Annotated in this window: 20 protein-coding genes and 1 riboswitch; of the genes, 9 read left to right on the top strand and 11 right to left on the bottom strand. The window is 63.1% G+C overall.

Annotation, left to right across the window (positions count from 1 at the left end; all coding sequences use genetic code 11):
* Nucleotides 1–16: 16 nt before the first annotated feature.
* Nucleotides 17–856: a CPBP family intramembrane glutamic endopeptidase gene (locus tag RhoBH5_RS05555; RefSeq protein WP_003941033.1), complete on the bottom strand. Its 840-nt coding sequence runs from the start codon at nucleotides 854–856 to the stop codon at nucleotides 17–19.
* An 85-nt stretch (nucleotides 857–941) separates the two neighbouring features.
* Between RhoBH5_RS05555 and RhoBH5_RS05550 the strand changes: the two genes are divergently transcribed.
* Complete coding sequence (locus RhoBH5_RS05550) at nucleotides 942–1,250, top strand: rhodanese-like domain-containing protein (RefSeq protein ID WP_003940684.1); 309 nt, start codon at nucleotides 942–944, stop codon at nucleotides 1,248–1,250.
* Between the two features lie 47 nt (nucleotides 1,251–1,297).
* Here RhoBH5_RS05550 and RhoBH5_RS05545 read toward each other — a convergent pair whose 3' ends face one another.
* Nucleotides 1,298–1,939: a dihydrofolate reductase family protein gene (locus tag RhoBH5_RS05545; protein ID WP_050654852.1), complete on the bottom strand. Its 642-nt coding sequence runs from the start codon at nucleotides 1,937–1,939 to the stop codon at nucleotides 1,298–1,300.
* Nucleotides 1,940–2,013: 74 nt separating this feature from the next.
* Entirely contained in the window at nucleotides 2,014–3,099 is a 1,086-nt protein-coding gene (locus tag RhoBH5_RS05540; RefSeq protein ID WP_042449826.1) for a TDT family transporter, read from the bottom strand.
* A 91-nt stretch (nucleotides 3,100–3,190) separates the two neighbouring features.
* On the opposite strand from RhoBH5_RS05540, the gene RhoBH5_RS05535 reads away from it, so the two are divergent.
* Complete coding sequence (locus RhoBH5_RS05535; RefSeq protein ID WP_030535095.1) at nucleotides 3,191–4,102, top strand: LysR family transcriptional regulator; 912 nt, start codon at nucleotides 3,191–3,193, stop codon at nucleotides 4,100–4,102.
* 12 nt (nucleotides 4,103–4,114) lie between these two features.
* On the opposite strand, the gene RhoBH5_RS05530 is transcribed toward RhoBH5_RS05535, so the two are convergent.
* A complete protein-coding gene (locus RhoBH5_RS05530; protein ID WP_007727412.1) occupies nucleotides 4,115–4,795 on the bottom strand; it encodes a TetR/AcrR family transcriptional regulator in 681 nt (226 codons plus the stop codon).
* A 74-nt stretch (nucleotides 4,796–4,869) separates the two neighbouring features.
* Between RhoBH5_RS05530 and RhoBH5_RS05525 the strand changes: the two genes are divergently transcribed.
* From RhoBH5_RS05525 to RhoBH5_RS05515, 3 genes are all read left to right on the top strand, one after another.
* Complete coding sequence (locus tag RhoBH5_RS05525) at nucleotides 4,870–6,006, top strand: FAD-dependent oxidoreductase (RefSeq protein ID WP_007727411.1); 1,137 nt, start codon at nucleotides 4,870–4,872, stop codon at nucleotides 6,004–6,006.
* A 7-nt stretch (nucleotides 6,007–6,013) separates the two neighbouring features.
* Nucleotides 6,014–6,847: a DUF3626 domain-containing protein gene (locus tag RhoBH5_RS05520; protein ID WP_007727410.1), complete on the top strand. Its 834-nt coding sequence runs from the start codon at nucleotides 6,014–6,016 to the stop codon at nucleotides 6,845–6,847.
* Nucleotides 6,848–7,027: 180 nt separating this feature from the next.
* Nucleotides 7,028–11,212 (top strand): bifunctional nitrate reductase/sulfite reductase flavoprotein subunit alpha, encoded by a 4,185-nt coding sequence (locus RhoBH5_RS05515; protein ID WP_270008017.1) that lies wholly within the window; start codon nucleotides 7,028–7,030, stop codon nucleotides 11,210–11,212.
* 6 nt (nucleotides 11,213–11,218) lie between these two features.
* Here RhoBH5_RS05515 and RhoBH5_RS05510 read toward each other — a convergent pair whose 3' ends face one another.
* On the bottom strand, nucleotides 11,219–11,683 hold the full coding sequence (locus RhoBH5_RS05510; RefSeq protein WP_007727408.1) for a tRNA (cytidine(34)-2'-O)-methyltransferase: 465 nt from the start codon (nucleotides 11,681–11,683) through the stop codon (nucleotides 11,219–11,221).
* A 136-nt stretch (nucleotides 11,684–11,819) separates the two neighbouring features.
* Between RhoBH5_RS05510 and RhoBH5_RS05505 the strand changes: the two genes are divergently transcribed.
* Both RhoBH5_RS05505 and RhoBH5_RS05500 read left to right on the top strand, forming a co-directional pair.
* Complete coding sequence (locus tag RhoBH5_RS05505; protein WP_270008016.1) at nucleotides 11,820–12,500, top strand: excalibur calcium-binding domain-containing protein; 681 nt, start codon at nucleotides 11,820–11,822, stop codon at nucleotides 12,498–12,500.
* Nucleotides 12,501–12,533: 33 nt separating this feature from the next.
* The gene (locus RhoBH5_RS05500; RefSeq protein ID WP_003940770.1) at nucleotides 12,534–13,154 is read left to right on the top strand and encodes a pentapeptide repeat-containing protein; all 621 of its coding nucleotides are present in this window, start codon (nucleotides 12,534–12,536) and stop codon (nucleotides 13,152–13,154) included.
* A 6-nt stretch (nucleotides 13,155–13,160) separates the two neighbouring features.
* Here the strand turns inward: RhoBH5_RS05500 and RhoBH5_RS05495 are convergent, their stop codons facing one another.
* Both RhoBH5_RS05495 and RhoBH5_RS05490 read right to left on the bottom strand, forming a co-directional pair.
* On the bottom strand, nucleotides 13,161–13,436 hold the full coding sequence (locus tag RhoBH5_RS05495; protein WP_007727403.1) for a DUF1905 domain-containing protein: 276 nt from the start codon (nucleotides 13,434–13,436) through the stop codon (nucleotides 13,161–13,163).
* 32 nt (nucleotides 13,437–13,468) lie between these two features.
* On the bottom strand, nucleotides 13,469–13,981 hold the full coding sequence (locus RhoBH5_RS05490; RefSeq protein WP_270008015.1) for a GNAT family N-acetyltransferase: 513 nt from the start codon (nucleotides 13,979–13,981) through the stop codon (nucleotides 13,469–13,471).
* A gap of 31 nt (nucleotides 13,982–14,012) precedes the next feature.
* On the opposite strand from RhoBH5_RS05490, the gene RhoBH5_RS05485 reads away from it, so the two are divergent.
* Together RhoBH5_RS05485 and RhoBH5_RS05480 are read left to right on the top strand one after the other, a co-directional pair.
* On the top strand, nucleotides 14,013–14,870 hold the full coding sequence (locus RhoBH5_RS05485) for a bifunctional methylenetetrahydrofolate dehydrogenase/methenyltetrahydrofolate cyclohydrolase (RefSeq protein ID WP_064112569.1): 858 nt from the start codon (nucleotides 14,013–14,015) through the stop codon (nucleotides 14,868–14,870).
* 5 nt (nucleotides 14,871–14,875) lie between these two features.
* Nucleotides 14,876–15,160 (top strand): DUF3017 domain-containing protein, encoded by a 285-nt coding sequence (locus RhoBH5_RS05480; protein ID WP_003940740.1) that lies wholly within the window; start codon nucleotides 14,876–14,878, stop codon nucleotides 15,158–15,160.
* Nucleotides 15,161–15,165: 5 nt separating this feature from the next.
* On the opposite strand, the gene RhoBH5_RS05475 is transcribed toward RhoBH5_RS05480, so the two are convergent.
* The 4 genes from RhoBH5_RS05475 to RhoBH5_RS05460 all read right to left on the bottom strand — a co-directional run bounded on the left by RhoBH5_RS05475 (nucleotide 15,166) and on the right by RhoBH5_RS05460 (nucleotide 20,147).
* Nucleotides 15,166–15,741, bottom strand: a complete 576-nt coding sequence (locus RhoBH5_RS05475) for a hypothetical protein (RefSeq protein ID WP_270008014.1) — start codon at nucleotides 15,739–15,741, stop codon at nucleotides 15,166–15,168.
* Nucleotides 15,741–17,570: a DEAD/DEAH box helicase gene (locus tag RhoBH5_RS05470; protein WP_256520542.1), complete on the bottom strand. Its 1,830-nt coding sequence runs from the start codon at nucleotides 17,568–17,570 to the stop codon at nucleotides 15,741–15,743. The genes RhoBH5_RS05475 and RhoBH5_RS05470 overlap by 1 nt, the downstream gene beginning before the upstream one ends.
* 118 nt (nucleotides 17,571–17,688) lie before the next feature.
* Nucleotides 17,689–18,825, bottom strand: a complete 1,137-nt coding sequence (gene metX / locus RhoBH5_RS05465; protein WP_204855635.1) for a homoserine O-acetyltransferase MetX — start codon at nucleotides 18,823–18,825, stop codon at nucleotides 17,689–17,691.
* Complete coding sequence (locus RhoBH5_RS05460) at nucleotides 18,822–20,147, bottom strand: bifunctional o-acetylhomoserine/o-acetylserine sulfhydrylase (protein WP_270008013.1); 1,326 nt, start codon at nucleotides 20,145–20,147, stop codon at nucleotides 18,822–18,824. Before RhoBH5_RS05460 ends, metX begins: the two co-directional genes overlap by 4 nt.
* A gap of 143 nt (nucleotides 20,148–20,290) precedes the next feature.
* A riboswitch (SAM riboswitch) is annotated at nucleotides 20,291–20,431 on the bottom strand.
* Nucleotides 20,432–20,494 lie beyond the last annotated feature (63 nt).

Here is a 20,494-nt window from a genome sequence, read left to right as displayed (position 1 = left end):
GTACAGTCGCGGTCGGTCAGGCCGAGACGGGTGTGTGCCGTTCTTCGCCGATTCGATCTCGGATGAGGAAGACGGCGATCACCCCGAAGACGACCAAGAGGACCGTCAGTAGAGAGGTGATGGCGGCGGCGCCGCTCACTTCCGTGGTCACCGAAGTGTCCAGCCCGCCGGTCGAGAGAATTGTGGTGGGGTCGGTGAGGCCGTGTAACACGATTGCGGCCCAGATCGTGCCCGTCACACGCATTGTCAGGTACATGCACATACCGAAACCGAAGGTGTAGACCACGGTGACAAGGACGGTCGACGGCTTCATCCCGGCGATCAGGTTGACCGTGTGCATGAGTGCAAACACCAGTGAAGACACGACGGCGACAAAGCGCTCGCGGTGGCCGGCGTCGCGCAGCATCTTCACTGCCAGGCCACGGGTGGCCAATTCCTCGGTCAGGCCGACGCACGCACCGAGCACCAGCAGGGCGATTACCTCGCCGGTGGTCCAGGCGCTCCAATCGGTTCCCGCCAGATGCGCAACAATGGCGGCGACCACGATGATCGGACCGATCCACATCCAACCGCGCCCACGAATGGGTTGTGGGCCGAAGACGCCGCGCAGCCAGCCGACCTTTGTCGTGAAAACCAGCAGGGCGATCCCGCCGATCGCGATGGGCAATGCGACGCCGAGGAGGATGCTGGAGGCGCTTGCCACGACATTGTCCGTGTCGATCTGGTCTGCAAAAACTCTGGAGGTAACCTGCCCGACAGCAAGATAGAACGCCAGGTAGACGACGATCAGCAGGAGCACTTTCCATACGGTGGGGCGACTCCAAAAACCGGACTTTTCGGGAACCGTATTGGTCATTGTCAGATCGTAAAGGGAGCTGCACGAAAACGCGCGGGTACCGTCTATTCGGACAGCAGCGAACACGAAGGCAGGCGCAGAAGAAATGTTGGAAGTCGATTTGAATGCACTGGACACGGCTTTGGCAGCGGGTGAGCCGTTGATCGACGTCCGTGAGGCCGACGAGTTCGCTCAGGTCCGAGTTCCCGGTGCGACGCTCATTCCGCTCAGCGAATTCGTCTCTCGCGTGGGTGAAATTCCGGACGCGGAAACGGTGTACATCATCTGCGCCGTCGGTGGTCGGAGCTTGCAAGCCGCTGAGTATCTGCAGGCTCGCGGCATCAATGCCGTTTCGGTGGCCGGTGGAACGATGGCGTGGTACCAGTCGGGGCGCCAGGTCGAGACCGGCGAATAGTGCGTAACTGTTGGGGCAGCTCCCGTTTACGGAGCTGCCCCAACACGTCACTTCCGCCAGAACAGGTGGTGCGTCACGCCGCTCGGGCTCGGCACAACGTCGAGGTTGAAGCGGTCGAGTAACTCGTCAGGTGTCTCCCACAGTCGTAGACCGGATCCGAATTTGATCGGGGAGACAGCGATGTGCATCGTGTCGACCAGATCGGCGTCGAGGAATTCACGGATAGTGCTGACTCCGCCGCCGAGTCGAACGTCCTTGCCCTGCGCTGCCTCACGTGCCTGCGCGAGGGCCGTCGCGGGGTCGGCGTCGACGAAGTGGAATGTCGTGTCCGATAGCGTGAACGACGGCCGCACGTGGTGGGTCAAGACAAAAACCGGGGTGTGGAACGGTGGCTCGTCGCCCCACCAGCCCTGCCACTCGAGATTCTCCCAAGGGCCGCGGTAGGGTGAGAATTTGTTGCGGCCCATGATTTCGGCGCCGATGTTGTTGGAGAAGTCCCGCGTGAAATAGTCGTCGAGGCCTCGGCTGCCGCCGGGATCGGTGCGATTGGGCCAGCTGGCCGTAGCTCCTGCCCACGCAAACATTTCACCGTGGTCCAGGCCGAACGGGCTCTCGAAGCTCTGGTCCGGACCGCAGGCTATTCCGTCACTGGAAACGCCGAAATTCTGCACTCGCAATAACTGACTCACCGTGTACTCCTGCTCTCGACAATGGTCTACGTGAGTACAGACCGTACGGCGAGCCAAAACTCATCGGTGCGAATTCATGCAGCCGCCGGTAGAACTCCACTGCGGATCGACCGGACGGTCCTGACCGCGACGGTTGCCCAGATGGGGATCAGTACGGTCAGCAGGGCAAGTGCGATTCCCAGGATCAGGGTGGAACCGGTGGCGACTCCGAAGGCATTCGCTCCGACGGCACATGCTCCGATGGGGAAGGTGAAGCTCCACCAGCCGAGCGAGAAGTCCAAGCCGCGGCGCAGTGCGTGGATGGTGACGACGGTGACGGTGACAAACGCGATCACGCCGATGATTCCGACGACGGTTCCGTAGGCGATCCCGAATTCGTGCAGGGTGTCGGCATGCTCGGGGCTGAGTGCATGCCGTGAGGCGGCGGCCAACAGGTTGGATGCCGCGATCGACTGTCCGATCACGCCCAACGGAATCCACAGTGAGGGAATGGCATTGAACGGGATCACGTCGACGCCGGCCGAACGGTTGCGTGCGAACTGCCTGGCGACGGCTACCAGAATGCCGATGGCGGCGGTCAGCGCCAGAGCGAACAGGATGTAGCAGAAAACCAGTACCGCGATGCGTGGAGCGCCTTCGGGCATGTGGGTGCTGACCGCTGCGCCGGTGGTGGCCGAGACCATCGGAGGTACGACGGGCATGAGCCAGAACGGCATTGCCGTCGCCATCCCGGCATCTCGAACGAGTCGAATCATCATCACGACGTAGGTGACCAGGCCGAGTGCCGTGCCGAGTGTCCACAGTGTCAGCGACACGGTGATCGCCACGTCGTGGCCGAGGAAGTCCGGGCCGGTGATGCCGGTTGCGGATCCCACGGTCAGCAGTGCCATTGCGACGGCGCCGTAGAAGGGGAACATCGCGGGGCTGTGCAGGTAGGCGAGGGCCTGACATCGATGTTGTGACCAATGGGTGGCAAATGCTCCGATCAAGGCGCACAGTACGAGAACCGCCAGAACCCAGAAGATCTCGGAGACCAGTTTCAAGCCCTCGATCTCCGGTTCGAGCGAAGCGGCGGCCACCGACACGATTCCCGTTCCCATCGCTGCCGCGAACCAGTTCGGAGTGATGTGGGCGAAGGTGGAACTCGTTGTGGTGGTCATGTATTTCACTGTCGTCTCATCCGGTCCGTACCGGTAGACCGGTTGTTCTTGAATGCCCACAAACTCGCCTTGTGGGTCTAATCTTGGGACTATGTCGTTGTCTCCTCGGGTGCCAGAACTCAGTGCCCTCGACGTCCTCCTTTCCGTAGGGCGTCTGGGCAGCATGGGTGCTGCCGGCCGGGAGCACGGACTCAGTCAGCAGGCGGTCAGCGCCCGGGTGCGTTCGGTCGAACGCCAACTCGGAATCAAGGTGTTCGATCGAGCGGCGACCGGTGTTCGTCCCACCGCCGAGGGCGGTCTGATTCTCGAGTGGGCAAGTCACATCCTCGTCAGTGCCGAGGAAATGGCATCGGGAGTTGCCGCACTTCGCGGTGAACGTGATGCTGCCGTCACGGTTGCCGCCAGCATGACCATCGCCGAGTATCTGGTTCCCGGATGGACGGTCGCGATGCGGCACAAGTTCCCCAACGTCGTGGCGTCGGTGAGCTTGCACAATTCCTCGGACGTCTCTGCTCAAGTTCAGGCCGGCCAGGCCGATATCGGATTTGTCGAAGGGCCGGATGTGCCGTCGGCGCTCGCGTCGTGCGAAGTAGCGCGTGATCACCTCGTCGTGGTTGTGCCGCCGGGACACGACTGGGCGAATGGTGTGCCCGTTCCGGTCGAGGAACTCGCACGCACACCGCTGATTCAGCGCGAGTCAGGGTCCGGTACGCGCCTGACGCTCGAGAATGCTGTTCCCGATTGTGTGCCGCCGCTGCTCGAGCTCACCTCGTGTACCGCTGTCAAGGCTGCGGTGGTGGCAGGCAACGCCCCGGCTGTTCTGTCGTCGCTGGCAGTTGCCGCCGACCTGACGGACGGCCGACTGGTCGCGGTCAACGTCGACGGCTTGCGGATGCCGCGTCGACTCCAAGCCGTCTGGGATCCCGATCGCGGATTGCGCGGTGCGGCAAGAGATTTCCTCGACATAGCGCTCGGATCCAACACCGCTGTTCATTCACGCTGACGGCTACGGCCGCTATCGGACGGTGTCGATCCCCGCGAGGATGAGCTCGATGCCTGCCAGAAACTGTTCTCGGTCGTCGTGGTCGCGCAACTGCGCCGTCACCTGATTGAGGAACGGGTACTTCGCAGAGTCGAGTTCTTCCCATCGCGTGGCGACGCCCGCGAGGAAAGCGGACCGATCTGTCTCACGGGGGAGCAGACGGGCGCCCGCGGCGTACTGTCCGGCGAGACCGAGCACGTAGTTCAGGAGCGCGGACGCGCAGTCGAACTGTGCCGATTCGGGAACGCCGAGCGCCTGGAGTTGCTCGCCGAGACTTTCGAAGATCTGCATCACCGCTGATTGCCACGGTTCACGTGAGAGTTGGGTGCCGACCCAGGGGTGGGCGTCGATCGCGTCGAACACGCCGAGGGTGATGGTCCGGATCGCCTCCCGTGGGGCTGCGCCTTCGGTTGCACCGGTTGTCACGCGGGCGATGACGTCGTCGGTCGCCGCGGCGAGCAGTTCGCTCTTGTTGGCAACGTGCCAGTAAATCGCCCCGCTACCTGTTGCCAGGCGTGCGGAGAGTGCGCGAAATGTCAGCGCGGCTTCGCCCTCGTCGTCGAGGATCTCGATCGCAGCCTCGACGATTCGCTCCTTCGAGAGCGCATCCGTACGTCGTTCGGTCCGCTGATTCCTGGTCGCCATGCGAACCATCTTGACATATCTGGAACGCCGTTCCAAGATGTCATTGGAACGACGTTCCAATCGAAGCCTGAAAGGAAACAAACATGAGCAACTCGATAACGATCATCGGGGCGGGCCTCGGCGGTCTGACCCTCGCGCGTGTCCTTCACGTTCATGGAATTCGGTCGAAGATCTACGAGGCGGAACTGTCGGCAGAAGCTCGCACGCAGGGCGGTCAACTCGACATCCACGAACACAACGGTCAGGCCGCGCTCGACGCTGCCGGCCTTACCGACGAGTTCCGCGCGATCATCCACGCGGGCGGCGCCGCGTCGCGCGTACTCGATCAACACGCCGCCGTGCTCCTCGACGAACCCGACGACGGCACGGGAGCACGTCCCGAGGTGCTGCGCGGCGACCTCCGTCGAATCCTGATTGATTCCCTTCCGGACTACACGATCGAATGGGGACGCAAAGTCGACACTGTGCGCTCGCTCGGAGATGATCGCCACGAGTTGACCTTCGTCGACGGTTCGACAGTGACCACCGACTTTCTCGTCGGTGCAGACGGTGCCTGGTCGAAGGTCCGGCCGCTGCTCTCCGATGCGAAGCCGGAATACGTCGGCACCACGTTCGTCGAGACCTACCTCTACGACGTCGACGAGAAGCATTCGGCTGCAGCCGAAGCCGTCGGGGACGGGGCGATGTACGCGCCCGCACCAGGAAAAGCGATCGCCGCGCATCGAGAGGCGGGAGACATCGTGCACACCTACGTTCAGCTGAACCGTCCGGCGGAGTGGTTTGCCGGTATCGATTTCACCGACGCCGCCGCTGCGACAGCGCGGGTCGCGGCCGAGTTCGACGGTTGGGCACCGGAACTCACGGCGCTGATCACCGATGGTGAAACCGCTCCGATTCCGCGCGCGATCCATGCACTTCCCGACGAGCACCGATGGGATCGCGTGCCTGGGGTGACGCTTCTCGGTGACGCGGCGCACCTGATGTCCCCGTCCGGTGAGGGTGCGAACTTGGCGATGTTCGACGGCGCCGAACTGGGAAAGGCGATCGCCACGCACCCCGACGACATCGAAGGGGCACTCGCCGAGTACGAAGAAGCGATGTTCGTGCGCAGCGCATCCGAGGCCGCGGACTCGCACGTGATCCTTGATCTCTGCCTCGGTGAAGGCACACCGTATTCACTGGTCGATTTCTTCACCGGCGCTGCTTCCATATCCGGATAATGGGCGAATGCCTGTTGATTCCACTCCTTGGTCTGCCGCGATTGCGCACGTGAGCGGTCTCTCGAAGGGCGGCCCGTTGGATCGAAATCACCGGGTGACGTTGCACTTTCATCCGGACCTCCCGTCTGAACGTGGTCTGACACTGGCCTCGATCGCACGTCAAGGCACCTATGTGACCCAGTTCGAGACTCGAACGAGCAACGGCGGACTGACGGCGCATCACGGCGGCGATCGTTGGCGTTGGGAGAGTCGGATATTCGGCGGAGCTTACGACGAGCGAGAGCCCTCGGAACGGCCGAAGTACGGAGCGTTGAACTTCTCCGCCGATCCCTACGGGGCATCCCCTCGGTTCGGCTCGTCCTACTTCCGGCTTGCCGAGCACACACTCGACCGCACCACCTTCTGCTTTCCCGACAGCGTCTTCGAGCCTGATCTCTTCGGAACGGCCGAAGCGATGAGCTTGGTCGACGCCGCACGGGCTGCCGAGCTCGACGATCCGCTCGACCACTACATCGAGGCGCACGTCCACGGCGCCGTCGACATCGGAACGGACGTCGAGGCGCTCGTTCTGGATCCGAGTTACCGGGGCACACTGATCGAAGAGATCGCCCACTCGCTCACGTGCCCGGTGCTGTGGCACGAGGGATACGCGGTCGATGTCGACGAGATAGCCGAACATCCCGAATACCGGGGAGCGGCCGTGATCGACCTTGCCCGAGAAATTGCGCACGGCAGGCGGCTGACGCCTGCCGTACTGGGGCTCGCACGGGGTGCATCCTTCGATCCGCAGGACGTCAAGAAGGTTTGGCACTACATCGCTCGATTCGGCGGCAGAGCGTAGAACTGGGCATTCGCGTACAGCTGCCCGTCGACGACCGCCGGTCCCGGGACCGCACATCGGTCCGAAGGGCGCGGTGAGGAAAGAGTGATTGATACGCAACATCGAGCATGAACTCCCGAAACAACTGCATCCGAAGATAGAAGTCGACCTTGATCCTCGGTCGAAGGGATGCATGAATCGATGGGCGCTCAACTCACCACCACCAGTGTCGACACACTCTGCGCGTACTGCGGGGTCGGCTGTGGTCTTGTCCTCGACATCATCACCGATCCGGAGACGGGACGTCGGAAGGCTGCGAAGTCTTCCGGTCTGAAGACACATCCCACCAACTTCGGGCGTCTGTGCACCAAAGGCACCACGACCGCAGACATGCTCGCAGGCCCGGGGCGCATGGAATCTGCATATCGCCGTCCGCGCCGAGGTGATGCGATCGAAGCGGCGGACATGGCCGCAGTCATCACTGACACCGCCCAGCGCCTGCGGGCAATCATCGACGAGCACGGTCCCGACGCGTTTGCGTTGTACGTGTCCGGGCAGATGTCACTCGAAGCTCAGTACCTGTCGAACAAACTGGCCAAGGGCTTCATCGGGACCAATCAGATCGAATCGAATTCCCGACTGTGCATGGCAAGTGCCGGCACCGGATACAAGCAATCGCTCGGGGCCGACGGACCGCCCGGTTCCTATCAGGACTTCGAACATGCCGACGTGTTCTTCGTGACCGGCGCGAACATGGCGGACTGCCATCCGATCCTCTTCCTTCGAATGCAGGAGCGGGTCAAGGCGGGCGCGAAGTTGATCGTCGTCGATCCTCGACGCACCGCCACCGCCGACAAGGCGAACTTGTTCCTGCAGATCGCTCCCGGCACCGATCTCGCGCTACTCAACGGACTACTCCACCTGCTCGTCGTAAACGGCCACACCGATCCGGACTTCATCGCCGACTTCACCGAAGGCTGGGAGGTCATGCCCAGTTTCCTCGCGGAGTACACGCCTGCGAAGGTCAGCGAGATCACCGGTATCTCCGAAGCCGACATCCACACGGCAGCGCAGTGGATCGGTGAGGCCGCCAACTGGATGAGCTGTTGGACAATGGGTTTGAACCAGAGCACCCACGGCACGTGGAACACCAACGCCATCTGCAACCTTCACCTCGCGACCGGTGCGATCTGCAAGCCCGGCAGCGGTCCGTTCTCGTTGACCGGTCAGCCGAACGCCATGGGTGGGCGTGAAATGGGCTACATGGGGCCAGGTTTGCCAGGTCAGCGCGCCGTGATGGTCGACGCCGATCGCGACTTCGTCGAGGACCGATGGGGGATCCCGCAGGGCTCGCTGCGCACCGACATCGGCGGTGGCACCATCGACATGTTCTCCCGAATGGCGGCGGGCGACATCAAAGCGTGCTGGATCATCTGCACCAATCCCGTTGCGACGGTAGCCAACCGCAAGACCGTCATCGACGGCTTGGAGAAGGCCCACCTCGTCATCACCCAGGATGCTTTCCTGGGCACCGAGACCAACGAATACGCCGATGTTCTGCTGCCTGCTTCGCTGTGGACAGAGTCCGACGGAGTGATGATCAATTCCGAACGCAACCTGACGCTCTTTCAGCAGGCACTGGATCCGGTTGGGCAGGCGCTGCCTGATTGGCAGATCATCGCCCGGATCGCCTGCGAGATGGGGTACGCCGAAGCGTTCACCTACACCTGTGCCGAAGAGGTGTTCGAAGAGATCAAGCAGTTCTGGAATCCGAAGACCGGCTACGACTTACGCGGCGTCACCTACGAGCGCCTCCGCAAGACATCGATTCAGTGGCCATGCCCGCCAGACAGTGATCAGGACCGTCATCCCATCCGATACGTCAATGACGGTGTCAGTCAAAGGCTCCTGATCCGCGAGGACGGCAGCACTCCGCGGCTCGCATTTCCCACCGCCACTGGCCGTGCGATGTTCTTCGCACGGCCGCACATGCTTCCCGCCGAAATGCCCGACGACGACTACCCCTTCCTGCTCAACACCGGTCGTCTCGCGCACCAGTGGCACACCATGACCAAGACCGGCAAGGTGGCCAAGTTGAACAAGCTCAACCCAGGTCCCTTCGTCGAGATCCATCCCGACGACGCCGCCAGGCTCGGCATCGTCGACCAGGATGCGATCGAGGTTGCCTCACGCCGCGGTCGCGCTGTGCTTCCGGCTGTTGTCACCGACCGAGTGCGTCCGGGGAACTGCTTTGCCCCATTTCACTGGAACGACGCCTTCGGTGAATATCTGTCCATCAACGCCGTCACCAACGACGCCATCGACCCTGCCTCGCAGCAACCGGAGTTCAAAGCCTGCGCTGTCACTATGACGAAGGTCGCCGTGAACACACCTGAAACAGTGCTCGCCGAGGCGGCGCTGGTGGCTCCCGCGCCAGCTGATCGGGCGTTGTCGCGAACCGATGTCCTCGCGGGCGTCCTCCGTCAAACAGGAACACCTGCAGTGGTATTCGATCCGCTCCAACAGAGCTACCTGGCCGGCCTTCTCGCTGCGTTGCGTGCGGACGCCGATCGCACTGCCGGGGTACCTACCTTGCCGTCGACGGCACCCTTCGATGCCGAAAAGCGGATGTGGGTCGACGGTGTTCTGGCCGGCCTGTACTCGCGGATCTCACTTCCTGACACCGACGGGCTTGCGTTGTCATCGAGTCCGAGTATTGGATCCGAGCGCGCGCCGATCGTGGTGCTCTGGGCATCGCAGACCGGAAACGCGGAAGAATTCGCTGCTGAGTGCGCCACTCGTCTCGGGGGAATCGGCTTACCCGTGGTGATGCACGCGATGGACGAGTTCCCCGCCGCCGACCTGGCAGCTACCAGAGAGGTCCTGCTGATCACCAGTACCTCCGGTGACGGCGAATCCCCGGACAACGGCAGCGGTTTCTGGGATGCGTTGTCTGCTGACACGGCGCCCCGCATGTCCGAGACACGTTATGCAGTCATCGCTTTCGGCGACTCGAACTATGCCGACTTCTGTGGACACGGACGAAAGCTCGACGCCCGCCTTGCCGAACTGGGAGCCAGTCGTATCGTCGATCGCGCCGACTGCGAGCCCGATTTCGAGGACACCGCTGCTGGATGGCTGGAGGCGGTCACGGCTGAGCTTCGGAGCTCGGTGGCCGGCGAGACGACCGACGTCCTCGTTGCAAAGAAGAATTCTGGGACAACCGTTGCAGCCGCGCCGATTTCACCGGCGATGCCGCCGCCGCTGCGATACAACAAGAAGGCGCCACTGACCACAGCCTTGACGCGCAATGTCGTGCTCAACCGTCCGGGTTCTTCCAAAGACGTGCGGCAGTTGGGCTTTCACCTTCCAGGTGACACGGTCAGTTACGAAGCCGGCGACGCTCTCGGAGTCTGGCCCCGAAACAGCTCTCCGTTTGTCGACGAGTGGCTCACCCTTACCGGCCTCGACGGTGACGAGACCGTCGAACTGGGGCAGTACGGGGAAATGACGCTGCGTACCGCGCTCACCGAGCGCCTGGAGATCACTCGAATCTCGACCGACATGATTCGATTCGTGCATCAACGAACCCGCGATTCGGACCTGGCCGAGTTGTTGAAGCCGGAGAATGTCTCCACGTTCAAAGACTGGTCGTGGGGACGACAGTCCGTCGACATTCTCGCGCAGTCGCAAGTTCGTGCCTCGACAGACGAATGGCTCTCGCTGCTCAAACCGATTCAGCCGCGGCTGTATTCGATATCTTCCAGTCCGAAGGAGAACCCACGCGAAGTGCAGTTGACGGTGTCCGCGGTGCGATACAACGTTGCGGGTGTCCCACGGCGTGGAGTGTGCTCGACTTACCTCGCCGACCACGCTCACGATGACGACATCGGTATCTACGTGCAGAAGTCGACCCACTTCCGGCCACCTTCCGATCCCGAGACCCCGATGATCATGGTCGGTCCGGGGACCGGCATTGCACCGTTCCGTGCCTTCCTGCATGAGCGGCGGGCATTGGGGCACACGGGCCCGAACTGGCTGTTCTTCGGAGAACAGCACGCCGCGACCGACTTCTACTACCGCGAAGAAATCGAAGAATTGCGGAAGGACGGATTCCTCACCGAACTCGACCTCGCGTTTTCCCGGGATCAAGCCGACAAGGTCTACGTGCAGGACCGGATGCGTGAGCGGGGTGCACTGCTGTGGGAGTGGTTGCAGAAGGGAGCGCACTTCTACGTCTGCGGCGATGCCAACCGGATGGCCAAGGACGTCGACAGTGCCCTCAACGGGGTGGTCGCTCAGCACGGAAAACTGGCACCTCGCAGTGCCGAGGCGTACGTGAAGGCTCTTTCGGCGGAGAAGCGCTATGTCCGGGACGTCTACTGACGTCGATCAGACAGCGCCCTTGAACCCGTGCTGACGCCAGGCCTCGTACGTCACGAGGGCGGCAGCGTTGGACAGGTTGAGGGACCGGCGTCCGGGCAGCATCGGGATACGCAGGCGCTCGGTGACGTGTTCGTCCGCCAATACTTCTTCGGACAGTCCGGTGGGTTCGGGCCCGAACAGCAGGACGTCGCCGGGTTGGTAGGCGATATCGGCATACGACGTGGTCGCGTGCGCGGTGAAGGCGAACACGCGAGCGGGGGTGACGGCTTCCCAGGCAGCGGTCAGGTTTTCGTGGACCGTGACAGTCGCCAGGTCGTGGTAGTCCAAGCCTGCGCGCTTGAGCTTCGGCTCCGACAAGTCGAACCCGAGAGGTCCGACCAGGTGGAGTTCGCAACCGGTGCCTGCGACCATGCGGATCGCGTTTCCGGTGTTGGGTGGGATGCGGGGCTCGTGGAACATCACTCGGAACACTCGAGGAACTGTACCGGGCGGCATATCGGTGCCCGCGTCTGCGAGAAGAGCGGTGGAGAAGTGTGGGCGAATTGGTAACAAACCGGCCAGTCCGTGCGAATCTATTTCCGGCACTCTTCGCAGAACGGACATTTTGATGAACCCTCCCGCCGGTTGGAACCCCGACCCCTTCGACCCCACGATCGACCGTTACTGGGACGGTCAGCAGTGGACCGCGCAGACACGGCCCAAGGGCGTCGACGCACCCACTCAGGCTTTCGGCACTCCCACGCAGGTCTTCGGCGCACCCGGATCGGCGGTGCCGGACACTAACGCCGAGGAAGGCAAGACGCGGCGTAAGTGGCCGTGGATCGCCGGCGCGGCAGTCGTGGGGCTGGTTGCCATCGCCGCGGCGACGGGAGCGGGCAAGTCGGAAGAATCGACGACGCCTGCTGCGACCTCTTCGACGACAGCTGCAGCGACGACAACCAAAAGCACGGTCCCGTCGACGACGAAGACCACGACTTCGTCCCTCTTGCCGACGACGACAACGATCGTGCCGCCACCGACGACAACCACCGTGGCAATTGTGCCGCTGGTTCCGCAGGTCCCGGAGACCACGACTACGCCGTATGTTCCGCCCGCTCCTGCGTACACACCGCCGAAGACAACAGAACCGGCGTACGTTCCGCCGCCGGCCAAGGTGCCCGACGCGGGGGTGTATTACGCCAACTATGCAGCCGTGCGAGCGGCCGGTGCTGCCCCGATCTACCGCGGCGATCCCGGCTATTCGTCCAAGCTTGATCGTGACGGTGACGGCGTGGCCTGCGAGACCTAGGCGATCGAACCGGTGTCGGTGCGGCGGGGCAGTATGGACGGCATGCTCCCCGAAGAATCCGACGATGTCGTCGGCGAAGACTATTCAGACGCGCGGCTGGCCGGGCAGAAGTGGCGTCAGCGCACTTTCACCAACTGCAATTTCCGAGACGCCGACCTCACCGGACTCACGACGGAGTCGGTGGTGTTCACGGATTGTGATTTCACCGGCACCGATCTGGGGGAGTCCGTGCACACGGGAACTGCGTTCCGCTCGTGCAATTTTGCCCGGACCAGCCTGTGGCACAGCACGTTCCGAAACTGCAGTCTGCTCGGGTCGACGTTCGACGGTTGCCGCATCCGGCCGTTGACGCTCGACGAAGTCGACTTCTCGTTGACCTCACTCGGCGGGGCGGACCTGAGAAAGATCGACTTCACCTCATGCCGCTTCCGTGAAGCGAACCTGGTTCGGGCCGACATGCGGGGCGCGGTGCTGGCGTCGGCGGATCTGTCCGGTGCTCGTACGGGTGGACTCAAACTCGAAGGTGCAGACCTGCGCGGTGCACGGATCGATCCGAGCCTGTGGACGTCCGCGTCCGTCGGAAACGCGCAGATCGAGTTGATGCAGGCGGTGGCGTACGCGTCGGCGCACGGTCTTGTCGTCGACATGAAGTAGCAGCGCCTAGCTCTCCAAGCGCTCCTCGAGGCGCACCGTCACCAGCTCGCCGGTCTCCTTGCCGATGGCTTTGCGAAGATCGGCTTTGACCGGCAGCTTGTGGTTACCGTCTCCCAACGCCATGAACGAACTCTGGAACGGATGTCCGTCGATCGTCCCGCGTACCTTGACCAGGCCGCGGGTGCCGAAGAACTCGGCGGACTCCGGCCAGATCACATAAGTCCACCCGCCCTTGGCGTCGCTCTTCTGCAGGGTGGCCGTGAATTCCTTGTCCAGCAACATGATGTCGGTCCTTTCGAACTCGTCCCAGTCGATCAGCGGATGAATTCCCGTGCGAGCAGATCCATCAGCAGTCCGTCCTTCCACACACCATGGCGATCTCGCGAATACTCGCGCATCACCCCGACGTCTTTGAACCCCACCGATCGGTAGCACGCGATGGCGACGGAGTTGTCGACTTCCGGGTCGATGACCAGACGGTGGAATGCGAGGTCGTCGATCAGGTGGGCACACAGCACCCGTATCGATTCGCGACCGAACCCTCGGCCGTGGAAGTCGGGATCGAGGAACAAGTCGAGCCCGGCGTGGCGGAAGTCAGGATTGTCTTCCGCTTCGTACCACTGGATGAAGCCGATCAGGTGGTCGCCGTGGAAGATGCTGTAGTGCGTGGTGCCGGCTTCCGGCGCCGTAGGCCAGTCGTCGTCGGGATTTTGCCACCACTGCACGACGTCCGGGTACAGGTGAATTGCCCGCAGACGGGCGTGATGATCGGGCGCGACGGGGGAGAGGAGCACCCTCGGGCCGCGTAGTTCCGGAGCCGTTGTCACTCATCGACCCTAACCTGGAACAATGGTCGCCGTGACTGCAACGATCCTCGACGGCAAAGCTACCCGCGACGAAATCTTCGAAGACCTGAAGGTGCGGGTGAGCGCTCTGAAGGCAGAGGGCATCACACCCGGCTTGGGCACCATCCTGGTGGGCGACGACCCCGGATCCGCGGCTTACGTGCGCGGCAAGCACAACGACTGCGCCAAGGTCGGTATCAATTCTTTGCGACGCGACCTGCCTGCCGACATCACGCAGGAGCAGCTCAACGCGACGATCGACGAGCTCAATGCCAATCCCGAGTGCACCGGCTACATCGTGCAGTTGCCGCTTCCCAAGCACCTTGACGAGAACGCAGCCCTCGAGCGCATCGACCCCGACAAGGACGCCGACGGCTTGCACCCGGTCAACCTCGGTCGACTGGTGTTGGGCAAGGAAGCCCCGCTGCCGTGCACCCCGCGTGGAATCCTGCATCTCCTGCGCCGCTACGAGGTCCCTATTGCAGGCGCACACGTGGTGGTAGTCGGACGAGGCGTCACAGTCGGTCGCCCGATCGGATTGCTGCTGACGCGTCGTAGCGAGAACGCGACGGTCACGCTCTGCCACACCGGTACCCGCGATCTCGCGGCCGAGGTTCGCCGCGCCGACATCATCGTCGCTGCCGCCGGCGTTCCCGGCCTCATCACCGCAGACATGGTCAAGCCTGGAGCGGCGGTCCTCGACGTCGGCGTCAGTCGCACCGACGACGGCCTGCGCGGCGACGTCGCAGCCGACGTCAGCGAGGTCGCCGGCTTCGTCTCACCCAACCCCGGTGGTGTCGGACCGCTGACCCGCGCGTTCCTGATCACCAACGTGGTCGAACGCGCCGAGCGGGTTCTGGCCGAGGCCTGAGTCCGATGTCCTCACTGGTCGGCCTCGCGAAGAAGAATCTGCCCATGCTCGCGGTCCTCGCCGTGATCGCGGCAGCGGTTGTTCTCGTGCTGGCCGACCGGTGGCGCCGCGGCGCCCTCGTCTTCGGTGTTGCCGTCATCATCGGAGCTGCCGCTCGGTGGTTCGTTCCCGAGAACCGTGTGGGGTTGCTCGCGGTGCGTGGAAGGGTCTTCGACACTGCGGCGATGGGCGTTATGGGTGTGCTGATCGCGACGCTCGCCCTGACCATCGATCCGCTCGGTACCGACTGAGAAGATCAGCCCCCGTAGAACGAGCGAATATCGATATCACTCAAAGGGATCCACTCCGGTGAATGTGCGGATGTCGACTTCTTTCCAGCCTTGACCGGTGCACTCCGTAACGTCACCGCAAGTGCAGGTTCCTCGTCGATTCGCCCGGCGAGGGCGTAGATCGCGGCGAGATGGTGAACGCACGGCGAGCGTCTACCTGAGCAGTCGCAGCTGGCAGTGCACTCCGAAAGATCAACGGCTACTGCGATATTTCGAGCCTGCAGTTCGGTGACGATGCTGTCCGGCAGTTCGCCGGTGGATACGGATCTGTTCGCCTTTCCATCCGAACGGAGAAGGCTCTTCACTGCAGCGATCTCAAATTTGGTCCAGAGCGGGACACCAATCGTCACCGACGAGGTTTTTGCTTTGGTGCTCACCTCGGCGACGACGGTCCCCGATGAGACCGCGGTGAATTCCACCGACCCGTTGCGTGCGAGGGTTCGAGCTGTCGGCAGGGACGGGTTCGGACCGGACGCCGCGGTCCGCTCCACCGTGCGCAGCCACGCTCGACCCCAAGCGGTGACGCCGAATTCGTTGGCCATCAGATGATCACCGCGCCGTCCAGTTCGAGAAGTTCACGCAGTTCGGTGTCGGGAAGATCGGCCAGCGCGGCCTCGACGTTCCCGGAGACAGCATCGGCCACAGCTCGTTTGGACTCGTGCATCGCTGCTATGTGATCCTCCACGGTGCCGCCCGTCACCAAGGTGTGGACGTTGACGGTGCGTTTCTGGCCGATGCGGTGTGCCCGGTCGGTTGCTTGATCCTCGACGGCTGGGTTCCACCACCGGTCGTAGTGCACGACATGACTTGCGCGCGTGAGGTTGAGGCCGAAGCCGGCGGCGCGCAAGCTCAGAATCAGAACCGGTGGTGAATCCGTCTCGTTCTGGAACGCGTCGACCATCGCGTCTCGTTTGTCGGTGTTCAGGCCGCCATGGAGGAAAGGCACGGCACCGATACCCAGTTCGGCTCCCAGGTGTCGCGAGAGCATCTCGCCCATCGTCCGGTACTGCGTGAATATCAGCGCGCGATCGCCGTCGTCGACGATCTCGGCGATCATTTCCGTTGCGCGGTCGAGCTTTCCGGATCTTCCGTAGAGGCCGTCCGAATCGCCGGTGACCTGCGCGGGGTGATTGCATACCTGCTTGAGGGTGGTCAGAAGGGCAAGAATGTTGCCGCGCCGGGCAATTCCCGTGCCCAATCCGGAGTCGAACGCATCGGCAACTGCCGACCGGTAGATGCGCGCCTGTTCCGACGTCAGAGTGCACGAGACCGTGGAGAACTGTTTGGGCGGAAGATCCTTGGCCACTGTGTCTTTGGTTCTGCGCAGAATGAATGGATCGATCACCGCGGCAAGTCTGGTCGCCGCGGTGGCCGATCGACCGGATTCGATCGGGACGGCAAAGCGTTGACGAAACCGTGCGCGAGTCCCGAGGACGTCGGGATTTGCGACGCGAAAGAGTGACCACAATTCTTCGAGGCGGTTCTCCACTGGCGTGCCGGTCATCGCTACCTTGACGTCCGCCGACAACTGCATTGCTGCTTTCGCGGCGAGGGAAGCGGGGTTCTTGATCTGTTGCGCCTCGTCGAAGACCACTGAACTCCAATGGACCGGGGCCAATTGGGCTGCGTCGGAACGCAAGACGCTGTAGCTGGTCAGAACCGTAGTGCCGGCGGGGATACGAGTGGGAAGTGCACGGGCGGCCCCGTGATGAACGTGCAGTGGCAGATGCGGAGCGAATCGCTCGATCTCGCGGCGCCAGTTTCCTATCACCGAGGTGGGACACACAACCAGATGCGGACCGTCGCCGGCGCGGATCGCGATCATCGAAATCGCTTGCAGTGTCTTACCCAAACCCATCTCGTCGGCCAAGATCCCACCACCCGAACCCGACAGAGCCGTCAGCCAGGCAACTCCCTGCATTTGATACGGGCGCAGAGTCGCCTGAATCTTTGCTCGGCGAAGGCTGTCCACGGCTGTACGCGCATCCGTGAACAACCGCACCGTGGACTCGGCGCTTCGGATCTTCGTGTCGTCGTGCTCGATCGCGGCATGCGCTGCGGTCGGAATGTCATGTGCGCCGGTGTCGATGACGCGCTTCCACGCGAGCAGCGACGATCCGAGGTCGCCGCGACCAGCATCGAGGTTGTGGAACGCGTCGATCGCGGTGGTGAGGTCGAGCAGTTGCGCTCCGACGTCGGTTGCTGTGATCGACTCGTCGACCGGGATCGCAAGCCTGCACACGCCCGGCGACCCGGTCGGCATCCCCAGTGCCGACAGCCGCGCTGCCGGGTCTGCGTCACCCCAGAACGCGAAGGACATGTGCTCGGGAATGTACGTAGCCTGCAGGCGCGTCGAGCATGGCTGATTCACGTTCGCCGATGCTAGCCGCGCCGGCTCACGTTCGCCAATGAGAATGTCGGGAAAACCCGCAGATCAGCTGTGGTTTTCCCGACATTGACGAATCCTGAAAACGTGGCTCTGTGCCGAATCAGCGAGCCGTACGCGCGAACTCCATCGTTCGGCGAAGCAGTCCGGCGACGGCGTCCGCCTCCGTCAGGAAGCCGTCGTGGCCGTCCTTGGACTTGAGAATCTCGAGGCCGCTGCACGTGGAAATTCCGTCGGCGATCTCCTCCTGCAAGCGAAGGGGATACAGCCGATCCGAGTCGACGCCGCCCACCACGACCGGTGCCGTGATCGATGCCAACGCCGCCGCAACACCGCCGCGTCCACGACCGATGTCGTGCCGGTTCATGGCCTCGGTCAGGAGGACGTACGTGCTCGGGTCGAAGCGGTCGACCAGCTTGTCTGCCTGATGTTCCAGGTAACTCTGTACGGCGTATCGTCCACCGTTCCAAGGATTTTCGTCGTTCTGAGCGGAGTTCTCGAAGCGTGCGTCAAGTTCGGCCTCGGTGCGGTACGTGAGGTGCGCGATGCGACGGGCGATGCCGAGTCCGGCGCGAGGTGCCCGCCCCGTTCCGTGGTAGTCACCGCCCTGCCAATCCGGATCGGAGACGATGGCAGCGATCTGCGTCGTCTGGGTGCCGATCTGATCTGCAGTGGCCCGTGAACCGGTTGCGAGAACCAGCGCGGAGCGAATGCTGTCCGGGTAGGTAACTGCCCATTCGAGGGTGCGCATGCCCCCCATGGATCCGCCGACTACCGAGGCCAACTGGTCGATCCCGAGGAGATCGACGAGCTTCTTCTCCGCCGCGATCTGATCCCGGATGGAGATCTCCGGGAACCTGCTGCCCCACGGCTTGCCGTCGTCGGCCGGCGAACTGGGACCGGTCGTGCCGCGACAACCACCGAGGACATTGGTTGCGATGACGCACCATTCGCCGGTGTCGATCGGTTCGCCGGGGCCGACCATCCCGTTCCACCAGCCGGGGGAGGGCTGATTCGCGGAGATCGGTCCGGTGACGTGTGAGTCTCCGGTCAGTGCGTGCTCGACGAGTACGACGTTGTCGCGGTTCGGGGAAAGCTCACCCCACCGCTGAACGGCGAGCGAAACCGATGGGAGCACCGCGCCGCTTTCGAGTTCCAAGGCACCGATGTCGACGAACCCCACCTGGCCGTCGGGTGGGGGCAGGAGGTCGATCCTGGGCTCCAATTCGTTCACGGTCACGAGTTTGCCACCGCTGCCAGGCCGACGGTGAGATCGGCGAGGATGTCGTCGATTCCTTCGATGCCGACCGCGAGGCGAACGAGCCCGGGTGTGACACCGGAGGCGAGCTGCTCTTCGGGGGTGAGCTGCGAGTGTGTCGTCGAGGCGGGGTGGATCACGAGTGAGCGAACGTCACCGATGTTGGCGACGTGGCTGTGCAGCGTCAGGGCGTTGACGAACGTCTTGCCCGCATCGATACCGCCGGGCAGCTCGAAGGTGACGATGGCGCCGGTTCCCTTGGGCGTCAGCTGCTTTCCGCGTTCGAACCATGGCGAGGAGGGGAGTCCCGCGTAGGAAACGGAGGCGACCTCGACGTGACCGTCGAGGAATTCGGCGACCTTCTGTGCATTGGATACGTGGCGCTCGATGCGCAGGCTCAAGGTTTCGATACCCTGCGCGATGAGGAACGCGTTGAACGGCGCCACGGCGGAACCGAGATCGCGCAGCAGTTGGACGCGGGCCTTGAGTGCGAACGCCGGCGCGCCGAGGTCCGCGAAGGTGACGCCGTGGTAGCTGGGATCAGGCGTCGTGAAGTTCGTGTGGCGACCCTGCGTCCAGTCGAAAGTGCCACCGTCGACGATGACGCCGGCGATCGCGGTGCCGTGTCCACCAAGGTATTTGGTGGCGGAGTGAACGACGATGTCGGCGCCGTGTTCGAGTGGGCGAAGCAGGTACGGCGTCGCGACTGTGTTGTCCACGATCAACGGAAGACCGTTCTCGTGGGCCAGTGACGAGATACCGGGTAGGTCGAGGATGTGGTTCTTCGGATTGGCGATCGTTTCGCCGTAGAACGCCTTCGTGTTCGGGCGAATGGCTTCGCGCCACTGCTCGAGATTGTCGGGATCCTCGACGAACGTGACTTCGATGCCCAGCTTACAAAGGGTGTAATGCAGGAGGTTGTACGTGCCGCCGTACAGGTACGGGCTGGAGACGATGTGGTCGCCGGCCTCGGCGATGTTGAGGATCGCGATGGTCTCGGCGGCCTGACCCGAGGAGAGGAGGAGTGCGGCGACCCCGCCTTCGAGGGCAGCGATGCGCTGCTCGACGGCGTCCTGTGTGGGATTCATGATCCGCGTGTAGATGTTGCCCGGCTCGGCGAGGCCGAACAGTGCCGCAGCGTGATCGGTGCTGTCGAAGACGTAGCTGGTGGTCTGGTAGATCGGCAGAGCGCGCGCATTTGTGGCGGTGTCCGCTGTTTGTCCGGCGTGCACCTGCTTGGTCTCGAACGACCAGTTCGCGGTCGGATCCGAAGTTGCTGCGGCGTCGGCTGTGTTGTCGGTCATGATTTGTTCACTCCAGTGGTCTGACGGATAGATGTCGGACGGGGGCGAATGATCGCCGCCCCGTGCTGGGGTCTATCTACAACTGCGACACATACTGAAATACCTCCGTGGGGCTCGGCCCGGTCTGGGGTCCGTCCCTGTCGGACCCGCGCTTGTCACCCGAATTGCGGTGGAACTGCGCGAGCAGATCCACGTCGGGAAACCTGGTCATCACCCGGGGCACCCCACCGCGGTTGGAGGGTTGCCGTCCAGCGAGCCGGGGCTTGACGCTGGCACTCATGACCAAGTCGGATTCTACCGGGAAGTGAGCGCAGTCCTGACACGGGGCGAAATGTGAGCCGCAACCG

This window comes from Rhodococcus sp. BH5 (assembly GCF_027583855.1).
GTDB lineage: Bacteria > Actinomycetota > Actinomycetes > Mycobacteriales > Mycobacteriaceae > Rhodococcus_F > Rhodococcus_F qingshengii.
The sequence above is the reverse complement of the archived record's forward strand: the minus strand, read 5'-3'. Positions and strand labels throughout refer to the sequence as shown.